At 67.1% G+C, this 18215-nt stretch carries 17 protein-coding genes; 5 read left to right on the top strand and 12 right to left on the bottom strand.

Going from position 1 to position 18215, the window contains the following annotated elements; all coding sequences use genetic code 11:
* From hflK to ACH0AE_RS13045, 4 genes are all read left to right on the top strand, one after another.
* Entirely contained in the window at window positions 1-1101 is a 1101-nt protein-coding gene (gene hflK, locus ACH0AE_RS13060; RefSeq protein ID WP_294444309.1) for a protease modulator HflK, read from the top strand.
* On the top strand, window positions 1098-1970 hold the full coding sequence (gene hflC, locus ACH0AE_RS13055) for a protease modulator HflC (protein ID WP_294444308.1): 873 nt from the start codon (window positions 1098-1100) through the stop codon (window positions 1968-1970). Before hflK ends, hflC begins: the two co-directional genes overlap by 4 nt.
* Window positions 1971-2087: 117 nt before the next feature.
* Window positions 2088-3617, top strand: coding sequence for a Do family serine endopeptidase (locus tag ACH0AE_RS13050; protein WP_294444318.1), 1530 nt, complete (start codon window positions 2088-2090; stop codon window positions 3615-3617).
* 122 nt (window positions 3618-3739) lie between these two features.
* Window positions 3740-5347 carry a helicase HerA-like domain-containing protein gene (locus ACH0AE_RS13045; RefSeq protein ID WP_294444307.1) on the top strand — a complete coding sequence of 536 codons (1608 nt, stop codon included), beginning with the start codon at window positions 3740-3742 and terminating at the stop codon, window positions 5345-5347.
* A 61-nt stretch (window positions 5348-5408) separates the two neighbouring features.
* Here the strand turns inward: ACH0AE_RS13045 and ACH0AE_RS13040 are convergent, their stop codons facing one another.
* Both ACH0AE_RS13040 and ACH0AE_RS13035 read right to left on the bottom strand, forming a co-directional pair.
* Window positions 5409-7253, bottom strand: coding sequence for an acetyl/propionyl/methylcrotonyl-CoA carboxylase subunit alpha (locus ACH0AE_RS13040; RefSeq protein WP_294444306.1), 1845 nt, complete (start codon window positions 7251-7253; stop codon window positions 5409-5411).
* Window positions 7254-7383: 130 nt separating this feature from the next.
* A complete protein-coding gene (locus tag ACH0AE_RS13035; RefSeq protein ID WP_294444305.1) occupies window positions 7384-7863 on the bottom strand; it encodes a nuclear transport factor 2 family protein in 480 nt (159 codons plus the stop codon).
* Between the two features lie 323 nt (window positions 7864-8186).
* On the opposite strand from ACH0AE_RS13035, the gene ACH0AE_RS13030 reads away from it, so the two are divergent.
* Complete coding sequence (locus ACH0AE_RS13030) at window positions 8187-8513, top strand: GIY-YIG nuclease family protein (RefSeq protein ID WP_294444304.1); 327 nt, start codon at window positions 8187-8189, stop codon at window positions 8511-8513.
* A gap of 299 nt (window positions 8514-8812) precedes the next feature.
* On the opposite strand, the gene ACH0AE_RS13025 is transcribed toward ACH0AE_RS13030, so the two are convergent.
* The 10 genes from ACH0AE_RS13025 to ACH0AE_RS12980 form a co-directional block, all read right to left on the bottom strand.
* Window positions 8813-10414, bottom strand: a complete 1602-nt coding sequence (locus tag ACH0AE_RS13025) for a carboxyl transferase domain-containing protein (protein WP_294444303.1) — start codon at window positions 10412-10414, stop codon at window positions 8813-8815.
* Between the two features lie 118 nt (window positions 10415-10532).
* Window positions 10533-11690: an isovaleryl-CoA dehydrogenase gene (locus ACH0AE_RS13020; RefSeq protein WP_406875788.1), complete on the bottom strand. Its 1158-nt coding sequence runs from the start codon at window positions 11688-11690 to the stop codon at window positions 10533-10535.
* 96 nt (window positions 11691-11786) lie between these two features.
* Window positions 11787-14474, bottom strand: a complete 2688-nt coding sequence (gene acnA / locus ACH0AE_RS13015) for an aconitate hydratase AcnA (RefSeq protein ID WP_406875787.1) — start codon at window positions 14472-14474, stop codon at window positions 11787-11789.
* A 299-nt stretch (window positions 14475-14773) separates the two neighbouring features.
* Window positions 14774-15034 (bottom strand): hypothetical protein, encoded by a 261-nt coding sequence (locus ACH0AE_RS13010; RefSeq protein WP_294445009.1) that lies wholly within the window; start codon window positions 15032-15034, stop codon window positions 14774-14776.
* Between the two features lie 20 nt (window positions 15035-15054).
* Window positions 15055-15264 (bottom strand): hypothetical protein, encoded by a 210-nt coding sequence (locus ACH0AE_RS13005; RefSeq protein ID WP_294445007.1) that lies wholly within the window; start codon window positions 15262-15264, stop codon window positions 15055-15057.
* 139 nt (window positions 15265-15403) lie between these two features.
* Entirely contained in the window at window positions 15404-15610 is a 207-nt protein-coding gene (locus ACH0AE_RS13000; protein ID WP_294445012.1) for a cold-shock protein, read from the bottom strand.
* Between the two features lie 206 nt (window positions 15611-15816).
* Entirely contained in the window at window positions 15817-16065 is a 249-nt protein-coding gene (locus tag ACH0AE_RS12995; protein WP_294445006.1) for a hypothetical protein, read from the bottom strand.
* Between the two features lie 59 nt (window positions 16066-16124).
* A complete protein-coding gene (locus ACH0AE_RS12990; protein ID WP_294445005.1) occupies window positions 16125-16664 on the bottom strand; it encodes a GNAT family N-acetyltransferase in 540 nt (179 codons plus the stop codon).
* 26 nt (window positions 16665-16690) lie between these two features.
* Window positions 16691-18046 (bottom strand): putative O-glycosylation ligase, exosortase A system-associated, encoded by a 1356-nt coding sequence (locus ACH0AE_RS12985; RefSeq protein WP_294445004.1) that lies wholly within the window; start codon window positions 18044-18046, stop codon window positions 16691-16693.
* The gene (locus ACH0AE_RS12980; RefSeq protein WP_294445002.1) at window positions 18039-18206 is read right to left on the bottom strand and encodes a hypothetical protein; all 168 of its coding nucleotides are present in this window, start codon (window positions 18204-18206) and stop codon (window positions 18039-18041) included. The genes ACH0AE_RS12985 and ACH0AE_RS12980 overlap by 8 nt, the downstream gene beginning before the upstream one ends.
* Between the last annotated feature and the right edge of the window lie 9 nt (window positions 18207-18215).

The following is an 18215-nucleotide window of genomic DNA, read 5'->3' as shown; positions in this document are numbered from 1 at the left end:
ATGACGATCTTGCCGCAGTGGCTGCGCCGACCGCCGATTCTGATGAGTGAAACACCTAAAGGCCCGTGGGGCGGCGGTGGCACCGACGACAATAGCGGTGCGCCGCGCAATCCCTGGGCAGTGCCGCCGGGCGGCCGCAAGGGCTCCCCGAAACCGACCGCGCTCGACGAATTCCTGAAGCGCGCCCGTGGCGGCGGTGGTGGTGGCGGCGGGGGCGGCCCGCAGCTGCCGATCGGCGCCAATGCACGCCATTTGTGGCTGATCGGCGTCGCGCTGATCGTCGCGGTGTGGGTGATCTTCACCTCCGTCCACCAGATCGGGCCGCAGCAGCGCGGCGTGGTGACCTTTTTCGGGCGCTATTCGGGCATGCTCGATCCCGGCATCCGCGTGACGCTGCCGGCGCCGTTCGTATCGGTGCAGAAGGTGGACGTGGAGCAGGTGCGGGTGGACGAATTCCCGCGCAACGGCAGCGAGAACGTGCTGACCGGCGACCAGAACATCCTCGACCTCGCCTACACCGTCCGGTGGCGCGTGGATAACCCGCGCGACTTCGTGTTCAACATCAAGGACCCGGTGGAGACGGTGCGCGCGACCGCGGAAAGCGCGATGCGCGCGGTGCTGGCGACCACGACGCTGAACGAGGCGATCGGCGCCGGGCGAACCACGATCGAGGCACGCGTCACGCAGATGATGCAGCAGATCCTGGATGATTATAAGGCCGGCGTGCGCGTGCAGGGCGTGTCGATCCGCCAGGCGGCAGCCCCGGCGAGCCTGATCGACGACTTCAACGCCGTGACCGCGGCGCAGCAGAAGGCGGTCGGCGATCTCAACAATGCGCGCAGCTATTCGCAGCAGGTGATCGCCCGCGCGCAGGGCGAGGCCGCGGCGTTCGACAAGGTATATGAGCAGTACAAGCTGGCGCCCGAAGTGACGCGCCGCCGCATGTATTACGAGACGATGGAGGCCGTGCTGGCCAAGACCGACAAGACGATCGTGGAAACCCCGGGCGTGGCGCCGATCCTGCCGCTGGATCGTGCCCGCAAGCTGGCCGACCCGCAGGTGGAAGCCGCACCGGCGCCGGCGCAGGGGGCCGGCCGATGAGCGGGGTGATGCGTAACCCGGTGACGATCGGCTTCGCAGCGCTGGGTGCCGCGATCCTCGCCGCGGCGACCTTCGCGATCGTGCCGGAGACCAAGCAGGCGGTGATCCTGCGGCTGAACAAGCCCGTCGGCCAGCCGGTGAACAAGTACGAGCCCGGCCAGGTGATCGGCAATACCGGCGCCGGCCTGATCGCGCGCATCCCGTTCATCGACAAGATCGTGTGGGTGGACAAGCGCGTGCTGGACGCTGACCTCGACAACACGCTGGTGTTGTCCACCGACCAGCTGCGCCTCAACGTCGACGCGTTCGCACGCTTCCGCATCGTAGATCCGCTGCGCGCGGTGACATCGACCGGCAGCACGTCGAACACCGAGGAGCGGGTGGCCGAGCAGCTTCGCCCGCTGCTGGGCACGGCACTGCGCAACGAACTGGGCAAGGTGCCGTTCTCGGTGCTGCTGAGCCCGGAGCGCGGCAAGGTGATGGACGCGATCCAGGCATCGCTGCAGCGTGACGCCAAGCAATATGGCGCGACGATCGTCGACGTCAGGATCAAGCATGCCGACCTGCCCGAGGGCAGCCCGCTCGAAAGCGCGCTGCAGCGGATGCGCACCGCGCGCCAGCAGGAAGCCAATACGATTACCGCGCAAGGTCAGAAGCAGGCGCAGATCGTGCGCGCCGAAGCCGACGCGACCGCCGCGCGCATCTATGCCGAGGCGTTCAGCAAGGATCCCAAGTTCTACGATTTCTACCGCGCGATGCAGTCGTATCGGCACACCTTCGGGGCGGACGGAAATCCGAGCCAGGGGGGCTCGACAAGCATTATCATGGGCCGCGACAATGCCTATCTGAAAGAATTCAATAACCGTTGAACGGCGGCGAAGCGGAACCGGTGGCGATCTGGCCCTATTCAATCACCGTTCATCGTCTTTTTGGTAGTTGATTATGGTCCGGCCCCGGGCCGGATAAACGAGAGGAACATGAAGATCGTGCGTTATGCCTATGCGCTGACTGGCGCTCTACTCCTCGGTGGTACCGCCGCCTCACTGGCGCTGCAGAATCCTGCCACCGCGCAGACCGCGCAGAACGAGCCGGGCACCATCCAGTCCGCCGCCCCACGGGCGGGCGCGCCGATGAGCTTCGCCGACCTCGTGGCGAAGCTGCAGCCGGCAGTCGTGAACATTTCCACCGACCAGAAGGTGACGATCGCGCAGCCGGCGAACCCGTTCGCCGGCACGCCGTTCGCTGACCTGTTCGGCCAGTTCGGCGGCGGGCGCGGGCAGAACGGTGCGCCGATCACCCGCGAGGCACAGTCGCTGGGTTCGGGCTTCATCATTTCGCCCGACGGCTATGTCGTCACCAACAACCACGTCGTTGCGCCGGGCAACCGCCAGGCGACCGTGGAAGCGATCCGGGTGACGCTGCCCGATCGCAAGGAATATGTCGCGAAGCTCGTGGGCCGCGACGCGGCATCCGACCTCGCGCTGCTGAAGATCGACGCACCGGGCCCGCTGCCCTTCGTTCGCTTCGGCGATTCGACCGGCGCACGCGTCGGCGACTGGGTGGTCGCGATCGGCAATCCGTTCGGCCTCGGCGGCACGGTGACGGCGGGCATCGTCTCGGCCGTGCACCGCGTGACCGGTCAGGGCGCAAACGACCGCTTCATCCAGACCGACGCCTCGATCAACCAGGGCAATTCGGGCGGCCCGATGTTCAACCTGAAGGGCGAAGTGATCGGCATCAACAGCCAGATCTTCTCGCAGTCGGGCGGCAATATCGGCATCGGGTTCGCCATTCCGGCGGAAGACGCCAAGCCCGTGATCGACACGCTGATGAAGGGCCAGCCGGTCCAGCGCGGCTATATCGGCGTCAGCATCCAGCAGCTGAGCGACGATCTGGCAGCGGCGCTTGGCCTGCCGAAGAATTCGGGCGAGATCATCGCACGGGCAGAGCCGGGCGGCCCGGCGGCCAAAGCCGGCGTGCGCGCGGGCGACGTGGTGACCCGCGTCAACGGCACTGCCGTCAGCCCGGACACGACGCTGTCGTACCTCGTCGCCAATGTCCGCCCGGGCCAGCAGGCGCGGCTCGACATCATTCGTGACGGCAAGCCGGTGACGGTGACGGTGACCACTGCGGTTCGCCCGCCCGAGGAGCAGCTGGCGCAGGCCGGCGGCGCGGATGACAGCTTCGCCGAGGACGATTCGGGTGCGCAGGCCGCACCGGCGAGCAACGGCATCGGCGTGACGGTGCAGCCGCTGACCCCGGCGATCGCCCGCCAGGTGGGTGTCGATTCGACCGTGCAGGGCGTGGTGATCAGCTCGGTCGATGCGTCCAGCGACGCTGGCCAGAAGCTGCGCCGCGGCGACGTGATCGTCACGGTGAACTCGGTACCGGCGCGTACCGCAGCCGACGTCCAGCGCGGGGTCGCAGCCGCGAAGGCAGCGGGCCGGCCGCAGGTGCTGCTGTCGGTGGTGCGCGGGCGCAATCCGCCGGCGTTCATCGCGGTGAAGATCAAGTAAGCGCCCGATCATCGGGTGACCAAGCGGGGCCTCGCGTGATGAACGCGGGGCCCCGTTCGTTTTAGGCGGGCGCGCCGGGAGAGGGGCTCGACGCCGCGCGGCGAAGGGATAGGCTGAGGCACATGAGCGACAGCATCTTCATCGGCGCCAGCGAGGGCGGCGCACATCCCCAGGCGCTGAACCTGAAGCGCGCCAACCGGCACGGGCTGATCGCGGGGGCGACGGGCACCGGCAAGACGGTGACGGTGCAGGGCATCATCGAAGGCTTTTCGGCCGCCAGCGTGCCGTGCTTCGTCGCGGACGTGAAGGGCGATCTGGCCGGGCTTGCCATGCCGGGATCGCCGCAGGGCAAGAACCACCAGAGCTTTGCCGAGCGTGCGGCGGCGATCGGCGATACCGGCTGGGCCTATGCCGACTTTCCGGTGCAATTCTGGGACCTGTACGGCGAGCGCGGGCATCCGGTGCGCACCACCGCATCGGAGATGGGGCCGCTGATGCTGGCGCGGCTGCTTGGCCTGAACGAGGTGCAGGCGGGCGTGCTGGAGATCGCCTTTCATGTCGCCGACAAGGACGGGCTGCTGCTGCTCGACCTCGACGATCTGCAGGCGATGCTGGCGCATTGTGCGGAGCGGGCGAGCGAGCTCACCACCACCTACGGCAATGTCTCCAAGCAATCGATCGGGGCGATCCAGCGCGCGCTGCTGCAATTGCGCGGGCAGGGCGGCGAGCATTTCTTCGGCGAGCCGGCGCTGGAGCTGAGCGACTTCATCGCCACCGACGATCGCGGCCGCGGGATCGTCAACGTGCTGGCGGCGGACAAGTTGATGGCGGCGCCCAAGCTGTACGCGACCTTCCTTTTGTGGCTGCTCTCCGAATTGTTCGAGACGCTGCCGGAGATCGGCGACCCGGAGAAGCCGGTGCTGTGCTTCTTCTTCGACGAGGCGCATCTGCTGTTCGACGATGCGCCGCCGGCGCTGATCGACAAGATCGAGCAGGTGGTGCGGCTGATCCGGTCGAAAGGCGTCGGCGTCTATTTCATCACCCAGAATCCGATCGATATCCCCGACGCGGTGGCGGGGCAGCTGAACAACCGCATCCAGCACAAGCTGAACGCCTTCACCCCGCGCGACCAGGCGGCCGTGCGCAGCGCGGCGACGACGTTCCGCGCCAACCCGGGGGTCGACGTGGCCAGCGCGATCACCGAGCTGAAGATCGGCGAGGCGCTGGTGTCGCTGCTCCAGCCGGACGGCGCGCCGTCGCCGGTCGAACGCACGCTGATCAAGGCGCCGGCGAGCCGGGTGGGACCGCTGAGCGAGGCGGAGCGGCGGGTGATCATCGAAACCGATGCGATCGGCGACAAATACGACACCGCGGTGGACCGCGAATCCGCCGAGGAGCTGCTGGCGGCGAAGACCGCGGAAGCCGCCGCCGCGGCGGCTGAGGCGCGTGCCAGTGACGCGGCGGAGAAGGCAGCGGCGGTGCGGGCGAAGGAGGAGGCGCGCGCGGCGCGGGAAGCGGAGCGGGCGCGGATCGCGGCGGAGAAGGCCGCGACGAACTCACCGCTCAACAAGGCGCTGACCTCCGCCACGCGGGCGGCGGGATCGTCGATCGGGCGGCAGGTGGCGAACGAGATCGGCAAGCAGGTGTTCGGATCGACGCGCGGCAAGGCCTCCGGCGGGCTGGTCGGCTCGGTGCTGCGCGGGGTGCTGGGCGGGCTGTTCCGGGGGTAGGGACTGGCGACAGCCCCTCGCCCGGACCATCCCGCCAGCAGGAGGGGAGGAACGGGCGCGGCTATTCGGAACGTTCGACCTTCACCAGCAGCGTGCCTTCGGTGACCTGGCCGCCGGTGACGGCGTTCAGCTCCGCGATGAGGCCATCGAACGGCGCGACGAGGCTGTGCTCCATCTTCATCGCCTCCAGTGTGACGAGCTTCTGGCCCTTCACGACCGCGGCGCCGGCGGCGATTTCCACCGCGATGATGCGGCCGGGCATGGGCGAGAGGATCGCGCCGTCCGCCGCCGCGCCGCCGGCGGCGCCGGTCGCGCGGAAGGGGGCGAGCTCCCACGTCTGGCCGCCTTCGGTGATGAGCACGCTGTCGAGCGGCGCGGGCACCTCCACCTCGGGCGCGTCGGTGAAGTCGATCGCGATCGGCTCCCCGGCGAGGAGGAAGCGGCCTTCGCGGCGCGCGGGCGCGTTGAGGCGGAAGCCGGCGACCGGCACGTCGGGCGCAAGCGCGGCGGCGGCCTCGATCAGCGCTTCCTCGCTGGGCAGCGCGGGCGGCATCAGCGCCTCGCCCTCGCGGGCGATGAGGCCGGTATCGACATTGCCCGCGGCGAACTCGGGGTGGTCGAGCGCCTCGACCAGGAAGCCGGCATTGGTGCGCACCGGCCAGATCACCGCTTCGTCCAGTGCATCGGCCAGCAGCTCGCGCGCCTCGTCCCGCGTCTCGCCATGCGCGATCAGCTTGGCGATCATCGGATCGTAGAAGGGGCTGATCTCGGCGCCTTGCTCGACGCCGGTGTCGACGCGCACGGCATCGCCCAGATCGAGCGCGTCGAGCTGGCCGATCGAGGGGAGGAAGCCCTTCACCGGATCCTCGGCATAGAGGCGTGCCTCCATCGCCCAGCCGGTGATCGATAGCTCGTCCTGGCGGCGCGGCAGCGGTTCTCCACTGGCGACGCGCAGCTGCCATTCGACCAGATCCTGGCCGGTGATCGCTTCCGTCACGGGATGCTCGACCTGGAGGCGGGTGTTCATTTCCATGAACCAGATGCGGTCCGCGCGCAGGCCCTCGCTGGCGTCGGCGATGAACTCGATCGTGCCGGCGCCGACATAATCGACCGCCTGCGCCGCCTTTACTGCCGCGGCGCAGACCGCTTCGCGCGTGGCCGCGTCCATGCCGGGCGCCGGCGCTTCCTCGATCACCTTCTGGTGGCGGCGCTGCAGCGAGCAATCACGTTCGAACAGATGGACGACATTGCCGTGGCCGTCGCCGAACACCTGCACTTCGATGTGGCGCGGGGAGAGGATGTATTTTTCGATCAGCACGCGATCGTCGCCGAAGCTGGCCGCGGCCTCGCGCCGGCAGGAGGCGAGTGCGTCGGCGAACTCTTCCGATTGATCGACGCGGCGCATGCCCTTGCCGCCGCCGCCGGCGACCGCCTTGATCAGCACAGGATAGCCGATCGCATCCGCCTCGCGCTGCAGACGATCGGGGGACTGATCGTCGCCGAGGTAGCCGGGCGTGGTGGGGACGCCGGCTTCCTGCATCAGCTTCTTGGCGGCATCCTTCAGCCCCATGGCGCGAATGCTGGCGGGGCGCGGGCCGACCCAGACGAGGCCGGCGTCGATCACGCTTTGCGCGAAATCGGCATTTTCGCTGAGGAAGCCATAGCCGGGGTGGATCGCCCCCGCGCCGGTTTCGCGGGCAGCGGCGATGATCCGCTCACCGACGAGATAGGATTCGCGTGCGGGCGAGGGGCCGATGTGAACCGCCTCGTCCGCCTCGCGCACGTGCAGCGCCTCGGCATCGGCATCGGAATAGACCGCGATGGTGCGCACGCCGAGCGCGCGCGCGGTGCGGATGATGCGGCAGGCGATCTCGCCGCGATTGGCGATGAGGAGCGAGCCGATCATGCTGCGACCCCGCGAATGTTGAGGAAGTTGAGGCTCTGGCGCGTTTTTTTCCAACAGGCCTCAACATTCGGGGCGGGGGCAGTGATCATGGGACGAAGAATACCTGCGGGGGTGGGACGTAGGACAGCGATCATTGCGCGCAGCCGGTGGTGCGCTGTGTCCAGGTGATGTTGTTGATCCGCCAGCGGCCGCCGTCGCGCACCAGATCGACATGGTTGGTGCCGCAATGGCTGGGCTTGCCGTCGACGGTGAAGGTGTAGCTGCCCCAGACCATCGCGATATTCCCGTCGATCTCGATCGCGGGCATGCCGGTGAAGGTTTCGGCGAGCTTCGGGCCGGGCTTGCCGAGCTTGGCGGCGAAGGCGGGCCAGTCACTGGTGGTGACGGCGGTGGTGCCGTCGGCCTTTTCGACGACCGCGGTGGCGCGGCCGTCGGAGCGGACCTCGGCGAGGATCGCGGCGGGATCGTTGGCGGCGAGCGCGTCGAACAGGCGCTGCACGGGGGCGATGACCTGGCCTTCTTCGGACGCAGACGGCGGGAGCGCGGTGCCCTTGGGCAAGGGTGCGACCGGCGTGACTTGCAGGGCGAGGAGGAGGAGGGGGAGGATCATGAGCGGTGTTCCTGAAGCCGGAGCGCGGGCGTTGCCCCCGAGACGCCGTCATGCTGAACTTGTTTCAGCATCCATGGTGCCGTGCGTGGGGCGACCGGAAGGGGGAGATCAATCTGATCGAACGGTCGAATGCGGGTTGGGCCGAGCCGGTCTCGGCGTTTGAGCTGGATCCGCTGACACACCGTGCGCGGTGGGATGGATGCTGAAACGAGTTCAGCATGACGGACCAGGTTGACGTGGGCTGGCTGTTGCCCGCGCGCGCCGTCATGCTGAAGTTGGTTCAGCGACCATGGTGCCGCTGGCGACTGGATTGAGAGGGAGCGGTGAAGCAACCTTGTGTGTACCTGCTCGCGAGCCAGCGTCTGGGCACGCTGTACATCGGCGTGACGAGCAACCTTGTCGCGCGATTGGGGCAGCATCGCAGCGGTACTGTTGCGGGGTTTACCTCGCGGTACGGCGTGTTCCTGCTCGTGCGATACGAGTTCTTCGCGGACATGCCGAGCGCAATCGCGCGTGAGAAGCAACTCAAGCGCTGGCATCGGCAGTGGAAGATCAACCTGATCGAGAGCGACAACCCGGAGTGGGTGGATCTGGCGCCGGCACTTGGACTGGAGCCGTTGGTGACCCGTGTGCGGCGGGATGGATGCTGAAACGAGTTCAGCATGACGGACTGAGGGGCAGGTGAGGAAGCGTTCCCCAAGCGCGGCGTCATGCTGAACTTGTTTCAGCATCCATCTTTCCGCCAGCGGCTTGGCCGTTTGAGGAGCGATGGACCCTGAAACGAGTTCAGGGTGACGAAGAGGTGGGGTAATGGCCTGGCCTCTCCCACTTGCGTCATGCTGAACTTGTTTCAGCATCCATTGTGCCACAAGCGACGTCGTCGCCTGCGGAGAGATGGACCCTGAAACAAGTTCAGGGTCACGGGCGCGGGAGGCCAATGCGTCCCCCATCACATCCGGAACACGCCGAACGATGGGCGCTCGGGGATGGGGGCGTTGAGGCAGGCCTCGAGCGCTAGGCCGAGGACGTCGCGTGTCTGGGCGGGGTCGATCACGCCGTCGTCCCACAGGCGGGCGGTGGCGTAATAGGGGTTACCCTCGTCCTCGTATTTCTGGCGGATCGGGGCCTTGAAGGCGTCCGCTTCCTCCGGCGTCCAGCTGGCGGCGTCACGGTGGACGGTGGCGAGGACGCTCGCCGCCTGTTCGCCGCCCATCACGCTGATCCGGCTGTTGGGCCAGGTGAACAGGAAGCGCGGGGAATAGGCGCGGCCGCACATGCCGTAGTTGCCGGCGCCGAAGCTGCCGCCGATCAGCACGGTGATCTTGGGCACGCTGGCGGTGGCGACGGCGGTGACGAGCTTTGCGCCGTGCTTGGCGATCCCCTCCGCCTCGTATTTTCCGCCGACCATGAAGCCGGAGATGTTCTGGAGGAACAAGAGCGGGATACGCCGCTGGCAGGCGAGTTCGATGAAGTGCGCGCCCTTGACCGCGCTTTCGCTGAACAGGACGCCGTTATTGGCGAGGATCGCGACCGGCGAACCGTGGATATGCGCGAAGCCGCAGACGAGGCTGGAGCCGTAGAGCGCCTTGAACTCGTGGAACTCGCTGCCGTCGACGAGCCGGGCAATCACTTCGTGCACGTCATAGGGCGCGCGCACGTCCTGCGGCACGATGCCGTAGAGATCCTCCGCGGCGTATTTCGGCGCTTTCGATGGCCGCAGGTTCACGTCCGCCTCGCGTTCCGGCGGCAGCGTTGCGATGATGTCGCGCACGATGGTGAGGGCGTGCTCGTCATTCTCGGCGAGGTGATCGACGACGCCGGACTTGCGCGCGTGGAGATCGCCACCGCCGAGATCCTCGGCGCTGATGACTTCGCCCGTCGCGGCCTGGACGAGCGGCGGGCCGGCGAGGAAGATCGTGCCCTGTTCGCGCACGATCACCGTTTCGTCCGACATGGCGGGGACGTACGCGCCGCCGGCGGTGCAGCTGCCCATCACGCAGGCGATCTGGGGGATGCCCTTGGCCGACATGTTCGCCTGGTTGAAGAAGATGCGGCCGAAGTGATCGCGGTCCGGGAAAACCTCCGCCTGGTGCGGCAAGTTCGCGCCGCCGCTGTCCACGAGGTAGATGCAGGGCAGGCGGTTCGCCTCGGCAATCTCCTGCGCGCGCAGATGCTTCTTCACGGTGAGTGGGTAGTACGTGCCGCCCTTCACCGTCGCGTCGTTGCACACGATCATGCACTGGCGCCCGGAGACGCGGCCGATCGCGGTGATGAGGCCGGCGCCGGGAATATCCTCGCCATAGACGCCGTGCGCGGCGAGCTGGCCGATCTCGAGCAAGGGCGAGCCGGGATCGAGCAGGCGTTCGACGCGCTCGCGGGGGAGGAGCTTGCCGCGCGCGGTGTGGCGTTCGCGCGACTTTTCGTTGCCGCCAAGCGCGGCGCGGGCGACGTCGGCGCGGAGTTGCTCCGCCAGCGCGCGGTTGTGCGCGGCGTTGGCCTGGAAGGTCGCGTCCGTGGAGGAAACCTTGGTGTCGAGGACGGGGGCGGTCATTGCGCCGCGCCTCCGTCATGCTGAACTTGTTTCAGCAACCATCGTGCGACGCGCGGCGTGGCCGCCTGCGGAGAGATGGACCCTGAAACGAGTTCAGGGTGACGGCAGCTGTTTGAGATCACGATGCCGCTCCGATCAGTTCGCGGCCGATCAGCATGCGGCGGATTTCGTTGGTGCCGGCGCCGATGTCGAGGAGCTTGGCGTCGCGCAGGAAGCGTTCGACCGGCCAGTCCTTGGTATAGCCCGCGCCGCCCAGCGCCTGCACCGCTTCGCCGGCGACCTTGAAGGCGTTTTCGCTGGCGAGCAGGATCGCGCCGGCGGCGTCGAAGCGGGTCGTCTGGCCGCTGTCGCAGGCGCGGGCGACGGCATAAACGTACGCCCGGGCGGAATTCAGCGCGACATACATGTCGGCGACCTTCGCCTGCATCAGCTGGAAGGCGCCGATCGGCTGGCCGAACTGCTTGCGCTCGCGAATGTAGGGCAGGACGACGTCGAGGCAGGCCTGCATCACGCCGAGCTGGATGCCGGCAAGCACGGTGCGCTCGTAATCAAGGCCGCTCATCAGCACGCCGACCCCGCCGTTGACGGGCCCCATGACGTTCTCGTCCGGCACTTCGCAATTGTCGAAGACTAGTTCCGCCGTGGGGGAGCCGCGCATGCCCATCTTGTCGATCTTCTGGCCGATCGAGAAGCCGGGCATGTCCTTTTCGATGAGGAAGGTGGTGATGCCGCGGCTGCCCTCGCCCGTCTTGGCGTAGACCACCAAAGTGTCCGCATAAGCGGCGTTGGTGATCCAGAACTTGGTGCCGTTCAGGACATAGCCCGCGCCGGTCTTTTCCGCCTTCAGCTTCATCGAGACGACGTCGCTGCCGGCGCCCGCCTCCGACATGGCGAGGCTGCCGACATGTTCGCCGCTGATCAGCTTGGGGAGGTGTTTCGCCTTCTGCTCCGGGGAGGCCCAGCGGCGGATCTGGTTGACGCACAGGTTGGAATGCGCGCCGTAGCTGAGGCCGATCGACGCCGAGGCGCGGCTCACTTCCTCGCAGGCGATGACATGTTCGAGATAGCCGAGGCCGAGACCGCCATACTCTTCCTCGACGGTGATGCCGTGGAGGCCGAGTTCGCCCATCGCGGGCCATAGTTCGTCGCGGGGAAACCAGTCGTCCGCGTCGATCTTCGCGGCGAGCGGCATGATCTTTTCGTCGGCGAAGCGGCGGGTGGTGTCGCGGATCATTTCCGCGGTTTCACCAAGCGCGAAATCGAGAGTGGGCTGCATCGAAACTCCTCTTGCCCCCGACATAAGCGGGGGAAAGAGGTAACGAAAGCAACAATTCCCTCCGCCCGGAGAGCCGGGCGGGAGGGGAACGACGGATCAGGCCGCCAGGTTGCGCAGCACGTACTGCAGGATGCCGCCGTTGAGGAAATATTCCAGCTCGTTGACGGTATCGATCCGGCAGCGCGTCTCGAACGTCTCGGTGGTGCCGCCCTTGCGGGTGAGCTTCACCGTCACGGTCTGACGCGGGCGCAGCGTGGCGACGCCCTCGATCGTGAAGGTCTCGCTGCCGTCGAGCTTCAGCGTCTCACGCGTGACGCCATCGGCGAACTGCAGCGGGAGGACGCCCATGCCGACGAGGTTCGACCGGTGGATACGCTCGAAGCTTTCGGTGATCACTGCGCGCACGCCGAGGAGGTTTGTGCCCTTGGCCGCCCAGTCACGCGACGAGCCGGTGCCATATTCCTTGCCGGCGATGATGACGAGCGGCGTGCCGTCCGCCTTGTGGCGCATCGCGGCGTCGTAGATCGGCATGACTTCGCCGTTGTAGGACGACATGCCGCCTTCGATGCCGGGCACCATCTCGTTCTTGATGCGGATGTTGGCGAAGGTGCCGCGCATCATGACTTCGTGGTGGCCGCGGCGCGCGCCGTAGCTGTTGAAGTCCTGCTTCGAGACCTGATGCTCCTGCAGCCAGGTGCCGGCGGGGCTGTCCGCCTTGATCGAGCCGGCGGGCGAGATGTGATCGGTGGTGATCGAATCGCCCAGGATCGCCAGCGGCTTCGCCTCGATGATGTCGGTGATCGGCTTCGGCGTCATCTCCATGCCCTCGAAATAGGGCGGGTTGGCGACATAGGTGGAGCCGGCGCGCCAGCTGTACGTGTCCGACCCCTCGACCTCGATCGCGCGCCACTTCTCGTCACCGGCATAGACGTTGCCGTAACGCGAGCGGAACATCGCATCGTCGATGTTGGCGGCCATCACGTCGGCCACTTCCTGGTTGGTCGGCCACACGTCCTTCAGGAACACGTCCTGACCATCGCTGCCCTTGCCGAGCGGCGTGTTGGTGATGTCCTCCGTCACCGTGCCCTTCAGCGCATAAGCGACGACGAGCGGCGGCGAGGCGAGGAAGTTCGCGCGCACGTCCGGCGAGACGCGGCCTTCGAAGTTGCGGTTGCCCGAGAGGACCGAGGCAGCGACGAGATCGTTGCCGTTGATCGCAGCCGAGATCGGCGCGGCGAGCGGGCCGGAGTTGCCGATGCAGGTGGTGCAGCCATAGCCGACGAGGTTGAAGCCGATCGCGTCGAGATCCTCGGTGAGGCCGGCCTTGTTGAGATAGTCGGTGACGACCTGCGAGCCCGGTGCCAGCGAGGTCTTCACCCACGGCTTGCGGTTCAAGCCCTTCTCGCGGGCCTTGCGGGCGACGAGGCCGGCGGCGACCAGCACCGACGGGTTCGACGTGTTGGTGCAGCTGGTGATCGCGGCAATGACGACGTCACCGTCGCCGATGTCGTGATCCATGCCCTCGACCGGCACGCGGACGGGCTGTTCCTTGTGATAGACCTTGAACAGATCGCCGTTGAAGACTTCGTCGACGGCGTCGAGGCTGACCTTGTCCTGCGGACGCTTCGGGCCGGCGAGCGACGGCACGACGGTGGACATGTCGAGTTCGAGCGTGTCGGTGAAGACGGGATCCGGCGAGGACGCATCGCGCCACATGCCCTGCGCCTTGCTGTACGCCTCGACCAGCGCGATCACCTCGTCCGGGCGACCGGTGAGGCGCATGTAATCGAGCGTCTTGTCGTCGACCGGGAAGAAGCCGCAGGTGGCGCCATATTCCGGCGCCATGTTGGCGATCGTCGCACGATCGGCGAGCGTCATCTGATCGAGGCCCGGGCCATAGAATTCGACGAAGCGGCCGACCACGCCCTTGGCGCGCAGCATCTGCGTGACGGTGAGCACGAGATCGGTGGCGGTGATGCCCTCGCGCAGCGCGCCCGTCAGCTTGAAGCCGACGACTTCGGGGATCAGCATCGAGACCGGCTGGCCGAGCATCGCGGCTTCCGCCTCGATGCCGCCGACGCCCCAGCCGAGCACGCCGAGGCCGTTCACCATGGTGGTGTGGCTGTCCGTGCCGACGAGCGTGTCGGGATAGGCGATCGCGGCGCCTGCGGTGGCATGCTCGCCGGTCTCGGTCGTCGACCAGACGGCGTTGGCAACATATTCAAGGTTCACCTGGTGGCAGATGCCGGTGCCGGGAGGCACGACCTTGAAGTTGTCGAGCGCCTTCGAGCCCCACTTCAGGAACTCATAGCGTTCCGCGTTGCGCTGATATTCGAGATCGACGTTGTCCTCGAACGCCTTGGGCGTGCCGAATTCGTCGACCATCACCGAGTGATCGATGACGAGGTGGACAGGGACCTGCGGGTTGATCTTCGCCGCGTCGCCGCCGAGCTTCGTGATCGCATCGCGCATCGCGGCGAGATCGACGACGCAGGGAACGCCGGTGAAATCCTGCATCAGCACGCGCGCGGGGCGATACTGGATCTCGCGTTCCGACTTGCGCTCCTTCTGCCAGTCGATGATCGCCTGCACATCCTCGGGCGTGACGGTCTTGCCGTCCTCGAAGCGCAGCATGTTCTCGAGCAGCACCTTCATCGAGAAGGGCAGGCGCGAGATGTCGCCATACTTCTGCGCCGCCACCTCGAGCGCATAATAATCGTAAGACTTGCCGCCCGCCTGGAGCGTGCGGCGTGCCTTCAAGGTATCGTGGCCGATGGCGGTCATGTGGGTCCTTTCCCCAATAATGCAGCCAGTCTGGCGCGCGGCGGGGAGGCGGGGGCCCTGATCCAGATCTGGGCCCTCGCGCGGGCGCGCCCGGACGGGCGGAAGCGAGACGTCGAGCGGGGCGATAGCAGCGGCGAGGGGTGGGGGGAAGGGTGGGAAATCGCGGATTTACGCGCGCCGATCGTGCGCGATCATCGCGGCGTCGAATCGCGCGGTGCGGGCCGGTTCATCGGCGGCCGAAAGTGCCTGCGGGATGCCGCAGGACGGGCGGCGGGAACGATCCCGACCGCAATGCGCGTTCAGCCCCGCTCGACGAGCAGGGCGAAAAGCTGATCGATATTGTGCTGCGCGTCCTGCACGACCGGGTTGTTGGCGTTCCCGGGCAGGGACAGCGGCCGGCTCATGATGTCATGCAGGCTTCGCGTCTCGTCGGTCGTCAGCAAGCCGCGCTTGCGAAGCACGATGGCGAGGCTGAGGATGCCGTTGAAGGCAGCGACGTCGAGCGCCTGCTGCGCTTCCAGCACTTGCTGCGCCGACAGATCGTGTTCCCGATCGGGCATGGCGCCGGCTCCTCGCGTCGTTACTTGGACGCGAACTGGCCCGCCTGGGCGCCGAATTCCTGCTTGGCGAAGGTGCGAGCGGCGGCGGCGGTCTTGAATGTCTCCGCCTGCAGGTTCGCCGTCACGATCGGATAGCTCTGCGAATTGTAGCGGGTGTCCCGCACGGTCAGGCGGAAGTCACCATTGCCATCCTTGGCAATCAGGAAACGGGCAACGGGAATTCTGGACATATCGCCTCACATGCCGGGAAGGGGGGAGCAGCCCGGACCCGCGCGAGGGGGCCGAAGATCGGCCCAGCCGAGTGGATCCGGGCACTGTGCCTGAGAGGGCGGGCGGGGGGTGCCGGGCACCCCGCCACCCGCCGCTCGATCAGGCGCCCTGAAGGTTCACGGCAGAGGTCTTGCCGCGACGATCGGTTTCCAGCTCGTAGGTCACGCGCTGGTCCTTATCGAGCGTGCGCATGCCGGCGCGCTCGACGGCCGAGATGTGGACGAAAGCGTCGCCGCTGCCGTCTTCCGGCGCGATGAAGCCATAGCCCTTGTCGTTATTGAAGAATTTTACGGTTCCGGTGATCATGAGAATATCCTTGTCCCATGGGTGTCGGGCATGCGCCAACAGCGGCACATCCCGGCGTCTTGAGGCTAGAAAGGGACAAAGTGTGGAGCCGAGACGGCTCGTCATCATCCGTCGCAGGCGACGTTCAGCAACCCCTAGATAGGACTTCCGGGCGAAACTGAAAGGCCGCGGGGCAAATTAGCTGCCCCGCCTGCTTTTTGCGCTCGTCAGTCCTCGTCCTGGAACCCGGAGCTTGGCGGCGGTTCGTGGCGGCCGCCGGGCTGAGTCATCTCGGGCGGGTCGCTCGCGTCCATCGTCTCGTCGAGCGCATTGTCGAGCCGCGCGTCGATGTCCTCCGGATCCTCTTCGAGGCGGCGGGTGATCGATTCGTCCTGGCCTGCGTCCTGCCGGGGATCGCGCGCCTGATTGCCGGCGCTCGGGGTGTCACCGGGCTTGCCGCTCGACTGCTGGTTCATCCTTGCCTCTTCTCGCTTGCGTCACCCGGATCAACCAAGGGAACGCCGGAGGGTTGCGATCAAGGTTTCGTAATGGCGCGGACCATCCAGCGGGCGTCGGCGCCGTAGGTGGCGAGCTTGGCGGCAAGCCCGGCCGTCGGCGATTCCTCGTGGAAGCCGAGCGTGCGCCAATAGGCAGCGGCGCCCTCTACGGCGATCAGCTCCGCGCGGCCCAGCCCGTCGAGCGAAGCGGCGTCGAAGGCGCGCCTGACGAGGCGGCGCCCGAGATCAATACCACGGCCGGCCGCGGCAATCGCGAGATCGTGGATGTAGAGGACCTCGGCGGGCTCGCCGTCCGAGAGGACCGCGCCGACCGCGGGCGGCGACTGGCGGGGCCAGGCGTGGGCGAGGATATAACCGACGAGCTGGCCGTCGCGCTTCGCGGCGAAGCAATGGGACCGGGAGAGCGTGATCCGGCTGGCGAAGGCGGCCTCGTCCTCGACCAGGAAGGCAGGATAGGCCTGCGCCTGGATGGCGAGCGCGGGCGCGAGATCCTGCAGCGTCAGCGGCAGAAGCGTGATGGCGGGATCGTCACGCGGCATGGCGGCCTTGTCGCGCACCGGCCATGCGGCGGCAAGGCGGGGGCTTAGCCGGTAGCTGCTGCCGGGGCGGCGCGCTCGCGGCGCATCGGGCGCCAGCTCGTCTCCCTGGCGCGGCGGGCGAGATAGGTGTCGAGGCCGATCTGCGCGCCGAGCAGCATGTAGAGGAACGACTGGAAGGCGATGCCGACGAACGCCCCGCCGAGCAGATAGATGAGATGCGCGTGCTGCAGCGCGCCGGCGAGGCTGCCGGCCCAGGCGAATTCGCCCGCCTTGTAGCGGCGGCGGAGCACTTCCATCCGGATGACGCCGATGACGTTGATCAGCAGCCAGAGCGCCAGCCCCGGGAAGCCCTGTTCGCCGAGCATCTCGAAATAGCTGGAATGATAGGCGCGGCTCTTGTCGACGGTGAGGTTGCGCTTGACCGTGGTGGCGGCGCCTTCGCCTTCGACATGGACGGTATCGTAGCGGATCTGGTTCTGACGGTACGCCTCGAACCCGCCGCCGAACGGATGGGTCTTGGCGTAGTCCCAGGTCCATTTCCACACCGCGATCCGGGTGGAGGCGGATTCGTCGGCCTTGTACGTCTTGATCGTGCCCATCCGCTCGCTGAACGCGCTGGGGAGGAAGGGGACGGCGGCGACGCCGATCAATGCCAGCGCAGCGATATACAGCATGCGCCGCTTCACCTCGCGCAGCATCAGCACGGCGAGGAGGCCGATGCACAGGAGGCCGGTGCGCGCCGAGGTGCCGACCGGAATCAGCAGGCAGGCGAAGACGAGCGCGCCGACGAACAGCCACACCTTCCAGTCCGGCGGGAAGATCGTGCCGTAGCGGCCGAACCACAGGATGATCGGGATGAGCGAGATCGCCACCGCGGAGATGATCGAGCCTTCGTAGAGGCCGGAATTATTGGCGACCATGAGGTTCAGTTCGCCATAGCCGCCGCCCGAGGCGAGCGTCTTGATCCCGCCGACGATGATGATCGAACTGGCCGAGAGGACAATGAACAGCAGCAGCGCCTCGATCCGCAGCTTCGTGCGCAAGGTGAGCGGGAGGAAGACGGCAAAGGCGAGGTTCTTCCACACCCATTCCCATTTGCCGGCGGCGTCGATCGGGAAATCAGCGGTGCGGGTGGTGATGCCGCAATAGATCAGCAGCAGGAGGATCAGCCCCTGGCGCGGGGCGAAGCGCGAATCGCGCTTGTCGTCCATCACCAGCCAGCCGAGCACGGCAAGGCCGGCGGCGACCGCGGAAATGGGCACGCTGTTGAGCAGATAATAGGTCAGCCGCTGGGGCGAGACGATGTCGATGTAGACATAGGTGAGGACGAACAGGAACGGCCGGCGGAAGCCGAGCCCGAACAGCGCCAGCAGGAAACCGATGAAGGCGAAATCACGCACGCCAGCCGAACCTTTGCTTGGCCGGTGCTTCGGTCTCCGCGGGCCTGCGCGGTGTTTCGGCAGGCGACGTCTCCTCGTCGAGATCGTCGCGGCGCAGAAGCAGGAACGCGGCGAGCAGCATGAGCCCGTGGCTGAGCCCGAGGGCGAAATTATCGATCATCGCAGCGGC

The sequence above is a fragment of the Sphingomonas sp. 179-A 2A2 NHS genome, assembly GCF_045371305.1.
In the GTDB taxonomy this organism is placed as follows: domain Bacteria; phylum Pseudomonadota; class Alphaproteobacteria; order Sphingomonadales; family Sphingomonadaceae; genus Sphingomonas.
Note: the sequence above shows the minus strand (reverse complement) of the source record. Positions and strands in the feature narration are given on the sequence as shown.